The organism is Flavobacterium sp. FG19, assembly GCF_057809475.1.
Genome location: NZ_JBMDKA010000014.1, coordinates 119,753 through 136,769 on the forward strand (window position 1 = coordinate 119,753; position 17,017 = coordinate 136,769).

A 17,017-nucleotide genomic window follows, 5' to 3' on the forward strand; every position below is an offset into this window, starting at 1 on the left:
TGTTATTTTTGTTCGTTTTATATAAAAAACAAAGACTGATTGTTTCGTTTTTCAGAATGGTTTTTGAGAGAAGAAATAGCAGCTTGCAAAATTGTAAAGAACAGATCTTTAACATCCAAATTAAATTTAAAATAATGTTATTAAAAAAACTACAGCTAAAAACAATTGATTATAAGTTAGCCTTGACAATGTGTTTTTTACTTTTTTTCACTTCAATGATTTCTGCTCAGGAAATTATTAAGGATGTTGTAGCGGAAAAACCGGCAGAACCTGTTCATGGAAAACAGAAAATTGACGGTATCATCGCAACCGTTGGAGATTATATCGTATTAGACTCTGATATTGATAAGGGATATCTGGAAATAACAAGTCAGGGTGGTAGTATTAAAGATATTACAAGATGCCAGATGCTTGGAAAACTGTTAGAAGATAAGTTATATGCCCATCAGGCTATTCAGGACAGTATTATTGTAAGTGATGCTGAGATCAGAAGTATGATGGAAGAGCGTTTGAATTATATGGTTCAGCAGGTTGGAGATATCAATAAAGTAGTGGAATACTATAAAAAGAGTTCTGTAGAGGAATTTAAAACCTATTTTTCTGACATCCTGAAAGAGCAGAAATTAGCTTCAGAAATGAGAGAAAAAATTGTAAAAGATGTAGAGATAACACCTGAAGAAGTTCGTAATTTCTTTAAAAAAATCCCTAAAGATGAACTGCCTACTTTTGGTGCCGAAATGGAAGTAGCACAGATTGTAGCAGAACCTAAAGTTTCAAAAGAAGATAAACAGAAAGTAATAGACCGTTTAAATGCTATCCGACAAGATGTTCTGGACGGATCAAGTTTTGCAACAAAAGCAGTTTTATATTCACAGGATCCGGGATCTTCTCCAAACGGGGGATATTATAAAATGACCCGTAAAACACCTTTCGTAAAAGAGTTTAAAGATGTTGCTTTTAGTCTGCAGGAAGGGGAGATTTCTCAACCGTTTGAAACTACTTTTGGATATCATATTATTATGGTAGATAAAATAAAAGGACAGGAAGTTGAATTAAGACATATCTTAATTGCTCCGGTAGTTTCTGATGCAGCTTTAAAAGAGGCTAAAGAAAGACTGGCAAATGTAAGAGCTAAAATTTTAAGTAAAGAGATTACTTTTGCAGATGCGGCCAGAACAGAATCTGACGAAAAAGAAACCAGAGCAAACGGAGGGACTTTAATAAATCCAAATACTCAGGATACCCGTTTTGAGCTGACGAAAATGGATCCTTCCCTGTACAGCCAGGTTTCAAACTTAAAAGACGATGAAGTTTCTCAGCCTATTTTAAATACTGATGATAAAGGAAAGAAAACGTATAAATTAATTACGGTTACCAACAGAATTGACGAGCACGTAGCTGATTATGCTAAGGATTATACCAAAATTAAAGAATTAGCCTTAAAAGAAAAACAAATCAATGCTATTGCTAAATGGTTTGATACTAAAATTAAAGATACTTATATTAAAATTATCGGAGAGTACAGAGACTGTGCCTTTGCTAATAACTGGTTGAAAAAATAATTTTTATTAAATAAAGAAAAAGAGTTAGTTTTATGAATTCATTAAACTAACTCTTTTTAATTTAAAATACCTTCATAAATGTCTGACGTAACAGCAATTCACAATTTAGTTCAGAAACGTACCGAATTAAAAAACGAAATAGCCAAAATCATTGTAGGGCAGGATGCCGTAATTGACCAAATTTTACTTTGTATATTTTCAGGAGGACACGCTCTTTTAATTGGTGTTCCGGGTTTAGCCAAAACCTTAATGATAAATACCCTTTCTCAGGCGTTAGGTTTAGATTTTAAAAGAATTCAGTTTACGCCGGATTTGATGCCTTCGGATATTCTGGGAAGTGAAATTCTGGATGAAAACAGGCATTTTAAATTTATAAAAGGGCCTATTTTCTCGAATATTATTTTAGCTGACGAGATTAACAGAACACCGCCAAAAACACAGGCCGCTTTATTGGAAGCGATGCAGGAACGTTCTGTAACTATTGCCGGACAGAATTATAAACTGGATCTGCCGTATTTCGTACTGGCGACTCAAAATCCAATTGAGCAGGAGGGAACCTATCCTCTACCGGAAGCACAGTTAGACCGTTTTATGTTTGCGATTAAGCTGGAATATCCAACTTTTGAAGAGGAAGTAAAAGTGGTTAAGCAGACTACTTCTGATAACAAAGTAGAAATAAAACCTCTGTTTACCGCTAAGGAAATTATAGATTTTCAGCATTTAATCAGAAGAATTCCTGTAGCAGATAATGTAATCGAATATGCGGTTACGCTGGTAAGTAAAACACGTCCTGATAATGCATTGACAAATGATTTTGTTAGAAATTATCTGGATTGGGGGGCAGGACCGAGAGCCTCGCAAAATCTAATCCTGGCAGCAAAAGCCCATGCCGCTTTTAATGGTAAGTTTTCACCGGATATTGAAGATGTACAGGCCGTAGCAACCGGAATTCTGCGCCATCGAATTATTAAAAACTATAAAGCAGATGCTGAAGGAATAACCGAAGAAGTTATTATTAAAAAGCTGATGTAAGATATAAAAGCCTGATTTTTTGATCAGGCTTTTTTTAGTTCAGTTCCTGAATACTGGTTTCATTTATTAAACGCACCGTTTTATTTTGAAAAAGCTTCAATAGTAAAACTTTTGTGAGTGAGGTGTATTTTTTATTGTCATATTCGTACCACCAATAAGAGAAATACCGGATGTTATTCTTTTCCATTTTGGTCAGCCATATTTTTTCATTGTTTCTGCTGATTTCTTTAGATTCAATAATTTTATATCCGTTTCCTGTCCAGCAGATTAAAGGTTTATGAATAGGTGTTTTTATATAGGTTAAAGTTTCAGGAGTTGTAATCTTAAAAACTTCATTGTTTACCCAAATACCATTTTTAATATTGTAAGCAGGATTTAGATTTTCTAACAAAGAATGGTTTTGCTCTTTTTTGATTTCGAAACTGGTAATAAATAAAATTCCGGCAGCAAATAGTATCGGTATAAATTTTAGCTGAATCTTGCCTCCGCTTATTTCATCTTTTTTTGGAATAAAAAATCGGATGAGAAATAAAATGGGAGTTATTTGATAAAAGACAAAACACACAATGCCGATGGTATGGTGCAGGATATTTTCTTCGGTGCAATTGAATAACACCAAAGTGATAATTCTGAAATAATTAGAAATAATATTCAGAATAACTAAAACACTGCAAAAAACTAAAATTTGCAGTATGCTGAAATATTTTTGTTGTTTTCGTTCTTCTAAAGTTAGTAAAAATGCTCCCGAAAGTAATCCCGTTTTAAACATCGACAAACCCATGCAGGCGGTATCAATAGAAACTTTTGCATCGTTAATATAAAAATTAACTCCCTCGATTTTTGTTATCGGAAGAAAGTTTTTTAAGGTATGATAGACTCCATAACAAAGTGTTTGTTTTATTTCAACCGTTAAATAATTAAAAAACTGATCAAAAATGGAGGAAAATAAAAAGAGGCAGATAAAAGCGATAAAGGAGAACTTTTTGGTGAAACTGTAATAAATAAAACATATCAGTAATAGTAGGGCATAAAAATGTAATGACTTTGTATGAAGTCTGTAGCTGATGAATTCCAATAAACAAATCATACCAAGGAGAGGATAGCTCAGTTTTAAAGTGGTTTCTCTCCCTGTGTACAGGAATAATAAAACAGAAAATATAATCCCAAAGAAATTATTGTCCAGTCCGGCTAATACAATAGTATAGTTTATAGCTAACAGAATTGTAATAGCCAGAAGAACGATTGATTTTTGATAAGATTGCAGTAATACAGTCATTATGCTTTTTGGGTTTTGTTTTTTCGGTAATAAAATAAAATTGCGGTCAAACCAATAATAATCAGTACCCACTCATAAGGTTCCGGAACTGCACCGTCATTTTTAATAGAAGCATTTCCTAAAGTATCAACATTTTTCTCGATTCCGTTATTTTTATAATCTTCATCCGTTTCCAGAACAATTAAAGATGAAATTGGAGTTACAATATTAGCATCTTTAGCCAGAGAGACATATTGGTTTGAAGCTAATGTGTCATTCTGGATTTTGACCTGTTCCTCTAAAACTTTTCCAAAAGCATACATTCGGTATATATGATTGGGACCATCATTTTTGGAAATACTGTCTTTAGTGGTTTCCTGAATTGAAATGCCTGCAGGTTCAATGTTTACCGAGTTTTCTTCTGTTTTATAAATGGCAAACTGATGCTGTTGGATCATTTTTAAGCAATTTTGAAGTGTAGTCTGATAATAATCAACATATTTCTGCTCTTTGACAGTCTGCCAAAACGGATTGGTTTCCGGAGAAAAATTAATCACTTTCAAATTCTGCTGCTGGGTTCCGGTTCTGATTTTATTTAAGTATTCAGATTCATTCAGTTCTTCAAAATTGGCAGAAAACGTACCTGATTTTGTGACCACTAAACTGTTTTTGGTAATCTTGTAAAGCGGCAGTAAAGAATAGTGGAGGTTTTTAAACTCTGATTGGATGGTTTTAAAATTGTCCCGGTTAATAGCTGTTTTTTCGTTGTCCTGATATACATAAATTGATTTTCCATTTAAGTTGACAAAGGATTCTATTTCATGTAAAGTCCAGCTGCTGTTGAGATCTAAAATAATTTCTGATGGAGCAAATGGAACAACTGCTTTTTGAATTTCTTCTATTTTATATGTTTTATCTTTCCAGGTAAAAGAGCTCGTCCGGAATTTTTTACTTAAAGGCATAACGGCTTCCCAATCATCCAGTCCTTTTGAAGTATTGCTGTAGAAATTGTTTTTTAATTCAAAATTCTTACTGGTTCTGACTTTTGTTTCGTCTGTAACCTGAATTCGCGAAAGAGTAGAGGCGTTTGAGATATTGGGGCCTTTTATCGAGATGCTTTTGTATTTCATTTCGGATTGACCTGCTTGTAAAGGAGTAGTAAAACCACATTTAAAGGTTCTGGGGGTTTTGTAATTTACAGGAAAAACGCGGACTACAATTTTGTTTCCTTCTTTCCACTGCATTAAAGATGGGTCACGGCTCTCGACACCAACAATTTGTTTGTATGCTTTTTCGGCTTTTTCTTTTGTGGTTAGAACTCCCTTTCGTTCAGTTCCGTTTACCCACAAAGAAAGTGAAGTAGCGACTGAGCCTTCAGGAAGTTGAAAGGAGTAAATAGCCTCTTTGTCCTGCCAGGATTCTTTTTCGCATGCAATTTTCATAGTGATTTCTGTATAAGCCAATCTTGAGGCGGGATAGATTTTAACGTCTTCTTTAATTTCTTTGGTAAACAGATCTTCACCACTCCATAATTGTTCTTCTGTTTCCAGTCTTTTATCAAAATTCGATTTCAGGATGTTAATACGGTCATCTGTGCTTAAATTAAGATCGCGGCAGAATAAATAGGCAATATTAATAAAAGGGTTATGAATTTTTCTTTCGTGGTATTGTGTACTCCCAAAAGAATCAAGGCCTCTCATGCTGAAAAAATCATCGCTGCTTTTGTAAACAATATCTTTTTTGAGTAAAATCTCATTAAAGAAATTGGGTTCAAAATGCTGCGAAATCAGGATGTAATTGGGTAAATCCTGGTTATAATTGAATGACTGTGTAATATAGTCTTCTCCAATTCGTTCGTTTTCGATATTCATTCGGTATACAAAAACAAATAAAGCGAATAAAATGCTTAAAGCGCCGCCGGCGAATGCCATAAACTGCTTTTTGTTTTCGTGAAATAATCTGACAGACCTAAAGAGATGTATAACTGAAATTATAGCTGGCACCAAACCATAAAATCCGAGGCCCAAAGCCGCAATACCAATAGCAGAAATAGGAGTGACGGGAAGAAGGTACAAGGCATAATATAAAATAAGAGTGTACGAAAGACCATTTAAAAAGCAAAAGGTCAGTGTGAAATTGTCTTTTTCAGGGTCTGTATAAATGAAAAAATTAGAAAGACAGAAAATAAGGGTAAGACCATATACCCAGACTGGCAGATCTTCAAAAACAGGGATAAGGGCGTTTAAAGCAAAGCAGCCAATGAGCCAGTTAAAAAAAAGAAAAGGCAGTAAATGAATGTATGCGCTTCTTTTTTTTAAGAGTAAAAAACTAAGTGATACGCCATATATAAATTCAAATATCAGGACTATCATGGATAAGGGGGCTGATGCATCTGATTGGAACGCATTGTTTATTAAAATGATGCAAAGCAAAAGAAGAAGTGAAAGAGTTGAAATGATGCTGATGCTTACACCTGTTTTTTCTTTATACTCGTTAAATGAAGTTAATCTGTCTTTCATAGTAGTGTGTTTTTAAAAGTACTTTGAAAAACAAAGTTATAATAAAAATTGAATTACAAATAATATTTGGGTATTTTTTTCAGGTTTTAGAAGTAAGAGTTTTGACGAATTAAAAAATGGCTTAACGGACCTCAAAACATGTTACTATAACGATATAAATTTTAATTTAGAACTATTCTTTACGGAAATAAGGGTAAAAATCTTACTTGCTTCGTAACATAAAATTTCGACTTTGTTAAAGAAAGGATTTTAAAATATCAATAATTCATTTTTTTAATTCAAAATTAAGATTTTAGCAAAAACAAGCAGTCAAAATCGTTTTTTAGCAATAATAATTTTTGAAAAGGGGAGTTCTGTTATATTATTTTTAATTATCGGCTTTAATGCGTAAATTTGCGTAAAAAAATAAATCTGCCTTAATTATGAACATTTATAAGGATTATATTCAAGAAATTGAAGAAAGAAAAACACAGGGGTTACACCCAAAGCCAATTGACAGTGCTGAATTATTAAGCGAAATCATTGCGCAAATTAAAGATTTAAACAATCCATACAGAGAAGATTCTCTTAACTTTTTTATTTACAATACATTACCGGGTACGACAAGTGCTGCTGGTGAAAAAGCCAAGTTTTTAAAAGAAATTATACTGGGTGAGTCTGTAGTGAATGAAATTACTCTGGCTTTTGCTTTTGAGTTATTATCACACATGAAAGGCGGACCTTCAATCGAAGTTTTATTAGATTTAGCTTTAGGTAATGATGCTGCTATTGCAAAAGAAGCAGCAAAAGTGCTTAAAACACAGGTTTTCCTTTACGAAGCAGATACAGATCGTTTAGTAGAGGCATTCAAAAACAACAATGAAATTGCTAAAGAAATCCTTGAGAGTTATGCTCAAGCTGAGTTTTTTACAAAATTACCAGAAGTAGCTGACGAAATTAAGGTAGTGACTTTTATCGCTGGTGAAGGAGATATTTCAACAGATTTACTTTCTCCTGGAAACCAAGCACACTCTCGTTCAGATCGTGAATTACACGGACAGTGTATGATTACGCCTCAGGCACAACAGGAAATTAGAGCGTTACAGGCGCAGCACCCTGATAAGAGTGTGATGTTAATTGCTGAAAAAGGAACAATGGGGGTTGGTTCTTCCAGAATGTCAGGTGTAAATAACGTAGCACTTTGGACAGGAAAACAGGCAAGTCCTTATATTCCATTTGTAAATATTGCTCCAATTGTTGGAGGAACAAACGGAATTTCTCCAATTTTCCTGACAACTGTTGACGTAACGGGAGGTATTGGATTAGACCTTAAAAACTGGGTTAAAAAAGTGGATGCTAATGGGAATGTTGTTCGTAACGAAAACGACGAGCCAGTTTTAGAGCAGGCTTATTCTGTTGCTACAGGAACAGTTTTAACAATAAACATTAAAGAGAAAAAACTTTATAATGGTGATCAGGAATTGATCGACATTTCTAAAGCTTTTACTCCTCAAAAAATGGAATTCATCAAAGCTGGTGGTTCTTATGCTATTGTATTTGGTAAAAAACTACAGACATTTGCAGCAAAAACTTTAGGTGTTACAGCTCCGGTTGTATTTGCTCCGTCTAAAGAAGTTTCTATCGAAGGACAAGGTCTTACTGCTGTTGAAAAAATCTTTAACAGAAATGCAGTAGGAACAACTCCGGGGAAAGTATTACATGCCGGATCTGATGTTCGTGTGGAAGTAAATATTGTAGGTTCTCAGGATACTACAGGTTTGATGACTGCTCAGGAATTAGAGTCTATGGCAGCTACGGTAATTTCTCCAATTGTTGACGGTGCTTATCAATCAGGTTGTCATACTGCTTCAGTTTGGGATAAAAAAGCGCAGGCTAACATTCCTAAATTGATGAAATTCATGAACGATTTCGGTTTGATCACAGCTCGTGACCCGAAAGGTGTTTATCACTCAATGACTGACGTTATCCATAAAGTACTTAATGATATTACGATTGACGAGTGGGCTATCATTATTGGTGGTGACTCTCATACCAGAATGTCAAAAGGAGTTGCTTTTGGTGCTGACTCAGGAACTGTTGCTCTTGCATTAGCTACTGGAGAGGCTTCTATGCCAATTCCGGAATCTGTAAAAGTGACTTTCAAAGGAGATATGAAAGGATATATGGACTTCCGTGATGTGGTTCATGCTACTCAGGCGCAAATGCTTCACCAATTTGGAGGAGAAAACGTATTCCAGGGAAGAATCATTGAGGTTCACATTGGAACACTTACTGCTGACCAGGCCTTTACATTTACAGACTGGACTGCAGAGATGAAAGCTAAGGCTTCTATCTGTATTTCTGAAGATGATACTTTGATTGAATCATTGGAAATTGCAAAAGGCAGAATCCAGATTATGATCGATAAAGGAATGGATAACGACAAACACGTTCTTCAGGGATTGATCAACAAAGCAGATAAGAGAATTACAGAAATTAAAACTTCTGAAAAACCTGCTTTAACTCCGGATGCAAATGCTAAATATTATGCTGAAGTTGTAGTTGATTTAGATCAGATTGCTGAACCAATGATTGCCGATCCGGACGTAAACAATGCTGATGTTTCTAAACGATATACTCACGATACAATCAGACCTTTATCTTTCTACGGAGGAGATAAAAAAGTAGATCTTGGATTTATTGGTTCTTGTATGGTTCACAAAGGAGATATGAAAATCCTGGCTCAAATGTTGAAAAATGTTGAAGCACAAACAGGTAAAGTGGAGTTTAAAGCACCGCTTGTAGTGGCACCGCCAACATACAACATTGTTGATGAACTTAAAGCTGAAGGGGATTGGGAAGTTTTACAAAAATATTCTGGTTTCGAATTTAATGATGATGCTCCAAAAGGTGCAGCGCGTACTGAATATGAAAACATGTTGTATTTAGAGCGTCCAGGATGTAACCTTTGTATGGGTAACCAGGAAAAAGCAGCAAAAGGAGATACAGTAATGGCAACTTCAACTCGTCTTTTCCAGGGAAGAGTTGTAGAGGATAAAGAAGGTAAAAAAGGAGAGTCTCTTCTTTCTTCTACTCCGGTTGTAGTTTTATCTACAATTTTAGGAAGAACTCCTACTATCGAAGAGTATACTGCTGCGGTTGATGGTATTAACTTAACTAAGTTTGCACCTTCAAACAAATCATTAGTAATGTAATCTTACGATTATTAATATATCAAAAGCCCGAGCGATAAACTCGGGCTTTTTCTTTTATAGCTCCTCTATTTTTTGTAACTTAGAAAGTTCAAAAAAAACAGAAAACAAACAAATTACAGGACTTATGGCTTTTGATATTGAAATGATTAAAAAAGTGTATGAGAACATGCCGTCTCGTGTGGATAAAGCGCGAGAGCTTGTTGGTCGTCCGCTTACCCTAACAGAGAAAATTTTATACAATCACCTTTGGGACGGAACACCGTCTCAGGTATTTAAAAGAGGTGTAGATTATGTTGATTTTGCACCAGACCGTGTTGCATGTCAGGATGCTACAGCTCAAATGGCGTTATTGCAGTTTATGCACGCTGGAAAGTCAAAAGTTGCTGTTCCAACAACCGTGCACTGCGATCACTTAATTCAGGCAAAAATAGACGCTGCAACAGATTTGGCGAGAGCTAAAACGCAGAGTAATGAGGTTTTTGATTTTCTTTCGTCTGTTTCAAATAAATACGGAATTGGTTTCTGGAAACCAGGGGCAGGAATTATTCACCAGGTCGTACTTGAAAATTATGCTTTCCCGGGTGGTATGATGATTGGTACCGATTCACATACTGTAAATGCAGGTGGTTTAGGAATGGTGGCAATTGGAGTTGGTGGTGCCGATGCTGTAGATGTAATGTCAGGAATGGCATGGGAACTTAAATTTCCTAAATTGATTGGAGTAAAGTTAACGGGTAAATTATCAGGATGGACAGCTCCTAAAGATGTTATTTTGAAAGTGGCTGGTATTCTGACTGTAAAAGGAGGAACTGGAGCAATCGTAGAATATTTTGGAGAAGGTGCGACAGCAATGTCTTGTACAGGAAAAGGAACAATTTGTAATATGGGGGCCGAAATTGGAGCTACAACTTCAACTTTTGGTTACGATGCTTCAATGGGGCGTTATCTGCGTTCTACAAACAGAGCTGATGTGGCAGATGCTGCCGATAAAATCGCTCCGTATTTAACCGGAGATCCTGAAGTTTATGCAAATCCGGAACAATATTTTGATCAGGTTATCGAAATTAACTTATCAGAATTAGAGCCACATTTAAACGGACCTTTTACTCCGGATTTAGCTACTCCGATTTCTAAAATGAAAGAGGAGGCAATCAAAAATAATTGGCCGTTGCAAATTCAGGTGGGTCTAATTGGTTCTTGTACGAACTCTTCCTACGAAGATATTTCCCGTGCTGCTTCTTTGGCAAGGCAAGTTGCTGCTAAAAACTTAAAAACAAAAGCAGAGTTCACTATTACGCCGGGTTCTGAAGTAGTGCGTTCCACAATAGAAAGAGACGGATTTATCGATACATTCCATAAAATCGGAGCAACCGTTTTTGCTAATGCCTGCGGACCATGTATTGGTATGTGGGATAGAGAAGGAGCAGAAAAAGAAGAGAGAAATACTATCGTTCATTCGTTCAATCGTAACTTCTCCAAACGTGCCGATGGAAATCCCAATACATTGGCCTTTGTTGGTTCGCCGGAATTGGTAACGGCTATGGCAATTGCGGGTGATTTGAGCTTTAATCCATTAACAGACAAATTAATCAATGAAGATGGAGAAGAAGTAATGCTGGATGCGCCAACGGGTGACGAACTTCCTGAAAAAGGTTTTTACGCCGAAGATCCAGGATTCCAGGCTCCGGCTGAAGATGGTTCAAATGTTCAGGTCGTAGTAAATCCTACATCAGAGCGTTTGCAATTATTAGCTCCGTTTGATGCCTGGGACGGTAAAAATATCACGGGTGCTAAATTATTGATCAAAGCATTCGGAAAATGTACAACCGATCATATTTCTATGGCTGGGCCCTGGCTGCGTTTCCGTGGTCACTTGGATAATATTTCAAACAATATGCTGATTGGAGCTGTGAATGCTTATAACCAAAAAACAAATTCAGTTAAAAATCAATTAACTGGACAATACGATGCTGTTCCTGCTGTGGCTCGTGCTTACAAAGCAGCCGGAGTTCCTTCTATTGTTGTGGGAGATCATAACTACGGAGAAGGTTCTTCTCGCGAACATGCGGCTATGGAACCTCGTTTCTTAGGGGTAAAAGCGGTATTGGTGAAATCTTTCGCCCGTATCCATGAAACCAATCTTAAAAAACAAGGTCTTTTAGGATTGACTTTTGCAAACGAAGCAGATTATGATAAAATTGAAGAAGACGATACAATCAATTTCTTAGATTTAACGGAGTTTGCTCCAGGAAAACCATTAACATTAGAGTTTGTTCATGTAAATGGAACAAAAGACATTATCCTGGCAAACCATACTTATAATGCCGGGCAGATTGGCTGGTTTGTAGCTGGATCCGCATTAAACTTAATTGCGGCCGGAAAAGCTTAATGACTATAATGTAATGATGTTAAAAACGCTCTGTGGAAACAGGGCGTTTTTGTTTTATTTGTAGAGGGTTTGTCTTAAATTTTGATATCGCTTCTTGTAAAAAGTGTTTGTTGTATGCATTGTGAAAGATCTGTAAAAAAGAACAGGATTATTCGGTTTTCTTAAGTAAAGTTTTTTTTGATGCTAATGTTTTAATGCGGAGTGGTCTTGTGTTTTCGAATTCTTCAATGGCAATGCTGTAGGTTTCGGCAGAAGGTTCTGTACGATATTCATTTTGTTTATAACCGCCAATTATATATAGTTTGTTCTCATAAAAATGCATTGCGGATGATTTTAGTTCAAGGTCAATTAGGTATTCTTTTAATTGACAGGAATCTGTGTCGTATACATTTATTTTTCGATCACTAAAGATGTAAATAGTATTATTTTGAGAAGTGATAGCAGGATTTTCTAATGCAGAAAATAGCTCCCCTTCATTTTTCCATTTTTCATCAAGTAAATTTAAACTCACAATTTCTGATAATGGCTTTCCATCATTTCCTCCAATTAAATAAATTTTGTCTCCTATCAAAATTCCATCGGTTTCCTTTGCTTTTGGCATGTCCGAAAGTTCGTACCATAAACCTGAAGTGATGTTGTAAAAATGAACTTTATTTGTAAATGTTTTTCTGCCTGTTAGAGTTGTTTTTATTGAACCTCCCATAACAATAATATTGTCTTTGTATGTAAATGAAGCAAAATTACTAGCCTGATGCGGATTCGTTTTATCGATTGTAATTTCGTTTTTATTAAAGTCAAACACTTCAATTTCATTTTCCAGGTATTCGAATTTTCCGTTTGGAGAAATTCGTTTACCGCCCAAAACATAAATCTTGTTGTTGTAATAATGAATTTTATTATGGGCTCTTTTCTTAAATTTTACTTCAGAAGTCTGCCAGGAGTTTGTTTGAATGTTGTAAATTAAAAAATCGCCTTTGTATGAGAGTGAACCTTCCTGACGGCGGAGTTCGTCATAATAGAAATTCATAAAAAGTGCCATGTCATCTGTTATCGTTTTGTCTTTGGCTCTTAAAAAAGCATCAGATTCAAAAGAAGCATTTCCGCCTGCAACATAAATTTTATCATCATGGATCAAAGAGCCAAAAGAATAGGCTGCATTTTTTAAAGGAGATAATTTGTTAAAAGTGATCTTTGATTTTAGTTTCAGTTTCCTGTTAGCGGGAATGGCTATTTCTGACAAATTCTCTGTTTCTTCTTCAAGTGATATTTTAAACTTAAGGTTTCTGAATTCGTTAAAAGAAATTTTGTAAATCTTGTATCCAATATGTGAAAATTGTAAAGTATCGGTTTCGTTAATTCCTGATTCTTTTGGCAGGCTGAACTTTCCTTTTTTATCGCTTACTGTCTTGATTTTTTTTGAAAAACACATAATATTTACATTCGAAACCGGCTGGTTGTCTGAAGAAACAACTATTCCGTTTATATTTTGTGCCATAGAAAATATGGGAATAAAAAGAAGCGTTAAGAGTAATTTTTTCACAAGTTTTCCAGGTTAAATCGAAGTTAGTTTTTGCAATTTTTGAAGCTTTTTATAAGGGGCTGCTTTTCAAAAAGTTGGCTCAATTTTCATACCGTACTTGTTAAATTGAAGTAAATTAGTTGTTAAAAAAGGTGTTTTTTTTAGTTTAAAAAGTTAAATTCGCTTTTTAGGCAATATATTTACGCTTTCTGAGTTCAAATTGTTGTTTAAACTTAAAAAAGGAGTAATAAACTTTAATAGGTGAGTATGGTTTTTAGATTAATTATAGTATTGTTTTTTGTCACGGTTGGTGCTTTTTCTCAGGAAAAATATATCAAACATAAAATATCAAAAGGAGAAAACCTTACTGTAATTGCTAAAAAATACGGAGTAAAAGCTAAAGATATACAGGCGGCCAATCCTAATACGCCTAAAATATTAAAACTGAATTCGGTTTTGTTGATACCGGACAAAAATGCAAAACCGGCTCCGTCTTCTTCTCAGGTAGTTGTGAGTACTAATTCCGGACAGCATGAAGTTCAGTCTAAAGAAACCCTCTGGGGAATCTCAAAAAAATATAATGTTTCTGTTGATGAACTCAAAAAAGCAAATCCTTCTCTTGAAAATGAAGGTTTGAAAATTGGACAGCAGATTACAATTCCGTCAAACAATAATGCTCCAATTCCGGCTGCAGTAGATAATGTACTCGCTAAAGCAGAAACTCCGCAAACAGAAACTGCTGTTTCAACAGTTGTTGAGGTTGTCGTCGAGGTTCAGCCTAAAGAAACAAAATATGCGATAGCTAAAAAATACGGAATAACGGTTGCGCAATTGGAGAAGCAGAATCCTTCAGTTAAAAAAAGAAAACTCTCTGTAGGGACAGTGCTGAAAATTAAAACAACAAAAGAAAAAGCGGATGCTGTAAATGCTTTGAATGTCTCTGAACCTCAGATTTTAGAAACTCAAAATCCCCCGGTGCAGATTGCGGAGAATCCGGTGATTGAAAAAGATTCTACAATGGTCAGGCTCGGTACTAATTCTGAATTAATAGATCAGTTAGTTTTAAGTGCAACTGAAAATATAGGTACACGGTATCGTTCGGGCGGTACAACAAAAGCAGGTTTTGATTGTTCTGGTTTAATGTTCTGTACTTTTGGAATTTTCGATATAAAACTGCCAAGAAGTTCTATTGAACAATCCCGCATAGGAACAAAAATAACATCCTCTGAAGCGCAGAAAGGAGACTTGATTTTCTTCAGGACAAATGGCAGGCGTCATATTAATCATGTGGGAATGGTTGTTGAAAATCAGGATGGGGAAATTAAATTTGTGCATTCTTCAACTCATGGCGGAGTTATAATTTCTTCAACTAAGGAGCCGTATTATCAAAGAAGTTTTTCTCAGGTAAACAGGGTTTTACAATAGCCGGCTTTTTAATAGCTGTTTCTTTAGTTCCTCAATTGGAATAGGTTTGCTTAGAAAATTTATCACAGATTCGTTTTTTTGGATTTGATTAATTTCATCAGAATCCAGTGTGGAAGACACCACGTATATCTGAATTTCTTTTTTTATTTCCTCGTTAAGTGTCTGAAATATATTCAGAAACTCAAAGCCGTTCATTACCGGCATCTGAATGTCTAGTAAAATAACCAGTTTTTGCTTGGGATCCTTGTTTTTTATAATCCATTGTAAACCTTCTAAACCGTTGTTCGCAACAAAAACCGTCTCTATGTTCAAAACTTTTTTTAGCAGTTTTGTGGTAACGAGCTGATCGATTAAGTTGTCTTCAATTAATAGTATGGCAGGGTTATGTTCCATAAGAAGTTGGGATGGCGACTATAAATTTACTTCCAATATTGATTTCTGAAATAACAGAAATGTTTCCTTTAATGTTTTCTACGGCTTCTTTTACAATGTAAAGGCCTAGGCCGGATCCTTTGTTTTTATTAGTTCCAAAATACATTTCGAAAATGTAATCTTTACAGTCGTCTTTAATACCGATACCATTGTCTGAAACTTCAATTCTGTTAAATCCTTCTGAAATATAGGTTTTAATAGTAATAAACATTTCCTGTTTGCTGCTGTCGGCATACTTGATGGCATTTGATATAAGATTGCTGATAATTATTTTTAAACGTAATCCGTCACTTTGGATTTCGTCTATTTGCAGTTCCTGATTAAAAGTGATTTTGTTGGCGTTCTCAATATGCATTAGCTGCGAAATTGCTTCGTTAAAAATTTCTTTCAGACTTACAGGTTCAATAATGATTTGTTTTCGTTTGTTTTTGGAATAATCAATAATGTCACTTATAAATTGGTCTTGTTTGGTGAGGCTTTTGTGCATCAGCTGCAGATATTCTTTTATCTGGTCGATATCGTCTTCCAGCTGCGTAATTTCGATTAGTCCTTTTAAGGATGTTATAGGAGAGCGCAAATCATGAGAGGCACTGTAAACAAATCGATCCAGTTCATGGTTTACAAGGGTCAAATTCTCGTTTTTAGCTTCAATTTCTTTTTTTGAAATCGTGAGTCGTTTTACCATTATCGAATAGTACGAACAGACACTTAGAACAATTACCAGGATAAAAAAAATATTGGCAACAATCAGCAGGCTTTTGATTTTTCGTGTTCCTTCGCCTAAGGTGTTTGAGAAATTACGTTCGTTAGTATTGAGTTTTCCGCTAATGTAGTTTATCTGCGAAAGAAATTTTCTCTGATCAGTAATGGTGAGGGTATTGAGCCGAATTTTGGCATTGATTTGTGCTCCCACTATAAAAAGCTGATCTATTAAGAGATCACCCTGTTCCCATTCGTGAATTGCTTTTGCCAGAAATGGAACATTTTTAAAATTTACAAACAGCCATATTACATCATTAAGATCGTCTTTGTGATTGCGTCCGGCAAGAAAACCCTGTCTGGCAGCTTCGTTGTCTCCGGCCTTTAAAAGTGTTTTTCTTGCGATTCCGTCACCCTGAGGTACTTTTAATTCTTGTTTGTATAATTTCCATTGATACGGATCCTTGTTGTAAAGATAGGTAATAAGATGGCGGGAAGCGTCTTTTTGTGCTTTGGAATAATGGGACTCCCCGTTTGCATAAGCTCTGTTTGCAGATAATATTTTGATTGTAAAAAAATTAATGCAGATGAGTAGGGCACATGAAATAAATACAATTAAAATGAGTATGAAAACATTTGGCAGACGCAGATTTTTTAAAGACCGAATCTTCTTGTGCATAATTTTAATATTAGTAGGTTAATATTAGCTTCCTGCCTTTTGTATAGCTGTTTTTTGCTTCTTATCTGTAATTTTGAGGCTGATTATCAGAATGAAGAAAATGAACAATTGTTAATGAAAATGCAGCTTTTTTTTAAGACTTGTGTAGCCTTTAATCAAATTTAATAAAAAAAGACGAATCTTTATGTAGTACGAAAATATTTTTTGTTTTGAAATTGAAATAAGTATAATGATTTGATTTTTAATGAGTTGATTGTTTAGTGTGGATTTTTTTTATCTTTTTGTTAAAAAGTTTTTCAAATAATATTGTTT

10 protein-coding genes are annotated in these 17,017 nt (G+C 35.0%); 5 read left to right on the forward strand and 5 right to left on the reverse strand.

Going from position 1 to position 17,017, the window contains the following annotated elements; translation table 11 throughout:
* Window positions 1-134: 134 nt before the first annotated feature.
* The gene (locus ACODST_RS15300; protein ID WP_488932970.1) at window positions 135-1,562 is read left to right on the forward strand and encodes a peptidylprolyl isomerase; all 1,428 of its coding nucleotides are present in this window, start codon (window positions 135-137) and stop codon (window positions 1,560-1,562) included.
* A gap of 78 nt (window positions 1,563-1,640) precedes the next feature.
* Window positions 1,641-2,594, forward strand: coding sequence for an AAA family ATPase (locus ACODST_RS15305; RefSeq protein WP_488932971.1), 954 nt, complete (start codon window positions 1,641-1,643; stop codon window positions 2,592-2,594).
* A 34-nt stretch (window positions 2,595-2,628) separates the two neighbouring features.
* Here ACODST_RS15305 and xrtN read toward each other — a convergent pair whose 3' ends face one another.
* Complete coding sequence (xrtN, locus tag ACODST_RS15310; RefSeq protein WP_488932972.1) at window positions 2,629-3,870, reverse strand: exosortase N; 1,242 nt, start codon at window positions 3,868-3,870, stop codon at window positions 2,629-2,631.
* A complete protein-coding gene (locus ACODST_RS15315) occupies window positions 3,870-6,368 on the reverse strand; it encodes an XrtN system VIT domain-containing protein (protein ID WP_488932973.1) in 2,499 nt (832 codons plus the stop codon). Before ACODST_RS15315 ends, xrtN begins: the two co-directional genes overlap by 1 nt.
* Window positions 6,369-6,790: 422 nt before the next feature.
* On the opposite strand from ACODST_RS15315, the gene ACODST_RS15320 reads away from it, so the two are divergent.
* Both ACODST_RS15320 and ACODST_RS15325 read left to right on the forward strand, forming a co-directional pair.
* Window positions 6,791-9,562: a bifunctional aconitate hydratase 2/2-methylisocitrate dehydratase gene (locus tag ACODST_RS15320; RefSeq protein ID WP_488932974.1), complete on the forward strand. Its 2,772-nt coding sequence runs from the start codon at window positions 6,791-6,793 to the stop codon at window positions 9,560-9,562.
* 124 nt (window positions 9,563-9,686) lie between these two features.
* Window positions 9,687-11,951: an aconitate hydratase gene (locus ACODST_RS15325; RefSeq protein ID WP_488932975.1), complete on the forward strand. Its 2,265-nt coding sequence runs from the start codon at window positions 9,687-9,689 to the stop codon at window positions 11,949-11,951.
* Between the two features lie 148 nt (window positions 11,952-12,099).
* On the opposite strand, the gene ACODST_RS15330 is transcribed toward ACODST_RS15325, so the two are convergent.
* Window positions 12,100-13,491 carry a Kelch repeat-containing protein gene (locus ACODST_RS15330; protein WP_488932976.1) on the reverse strand — a complete coding sequence of 464 codons (1,392 nt, stop codon included), beginning with the start codon at window positions 13,489-13,491 and terminating at the stop codon, window positions 12,100-12,102.
* Window positions 13,492-13,737: 246 nt separating this feature from the next.
* Here ACODST_RS15330 and ACODST_RS15335 point away from each other — a divergent pair, with 246 nt between their 5' ends.
* Window positions 13,738-14,895: a C40 family peptidase gene (locus ACODST_RS15335; protein ID WP_488932977.1), complete on the forward strand. Its 1,158-nt coding sequence runs from the start codon at window positions 13,738-13,740 to the stop codon at window positions 14,893-14,895.
* Here the strand turns inward: ACODST_RS15335 and ACODST_RS15340 are convergent.
* Window positions 14,887-15,288 (reverse strand): response regulator, encoded by a 402-nt coding sequence (locus tag ACODST_RS15340; RefSeq protein WP_488932978.1) that lies wholly within the window; start codon window positions 15,286-15,288, stop codon window positions 14,887-14,889. The genes ACODST_RS15335 and ACODST_RS15340 overlap by 9 nt on opposite strands.
* Window positions 15,278-16,705, reverse strand: a complete 1,428-nt coding sequence (locus ACODST_RS15345; protein WP_488932979.1) for a sensor histidine kinase — start codon at window positions 16,703-16,705, stop codon at window positions 15,278-15,280. Before ACODST_RS15345 ends, ACODST_RS15340 begins: the two co-directional genes overlap by 11 nt.
* Window positions 16,706-17,017 lie beyond the last annotated feature (312 nt).

Bases quoted from the DNA above. Each gene is read 5' to 3' on its own strand.
- ACODST_RS15300 (WP_488932970.1), top strand. From the start codon at position 135: ATGTTATTAAAAAAACTACAGCTAAAAACAATTGATTATAAGTTAGCC.
- ACODST_RS15305 (WP_488932971.1), top strand. From the start codon at position 1,641: ATGTCTGACGTAACAGCAATTCACAATTTAGTTCAGAAACGTACCGAA.
- xrtN (WP_488932972.1), bottom strand. From the start codon at position 3,870: ATGACTGTATTACTGCAATCTTATCAAAAATCAATCGTTCTTCTGGCT.
- ACODST_RS15315 (WP_488932973.1), bottom strand. From the start codon at position 6,368: ATGAAAGACAGATTAACTTCATTTAACGAGTATAAAGAAAAAACAGGT.
- ACODST_RS15320 (WP_488932974.1), top strand. From the start codon at position 6,791: ATGAACATTTATAAGGATTATATTCAAGAAATTGAAGAAAGAAAAACA.
- ACODST_RS15325 (WP_488932975.1), top strand. From the start codon at position 9,687: ATGGCTTTTGATATTGAAATGATTAAAAAAGTGTATGAGAACATGCCG.
- ACODST_RS15335 (WP_488932977.1), top strand. From the start codon at position 13,738: ATGGTTTTTAGATTAATTATAGTATTGTTTTTTGTCACGGTTGGTGCT.
- ACODST_RS15340 (WP_488932978.1), bottom strand. From the start codon at position 15,288: ATGGAACATAACCCTGCCATACTATTAATTGAAGACAACTTAATCGAT.
- ACODST_RS15345 (WP_488932979.1), bottom strand. From the start codon at position 16,705: ATGCACAAGAAGATTCGGTCTTTAAAAAATCTGCGTCTGCCAAATGTT.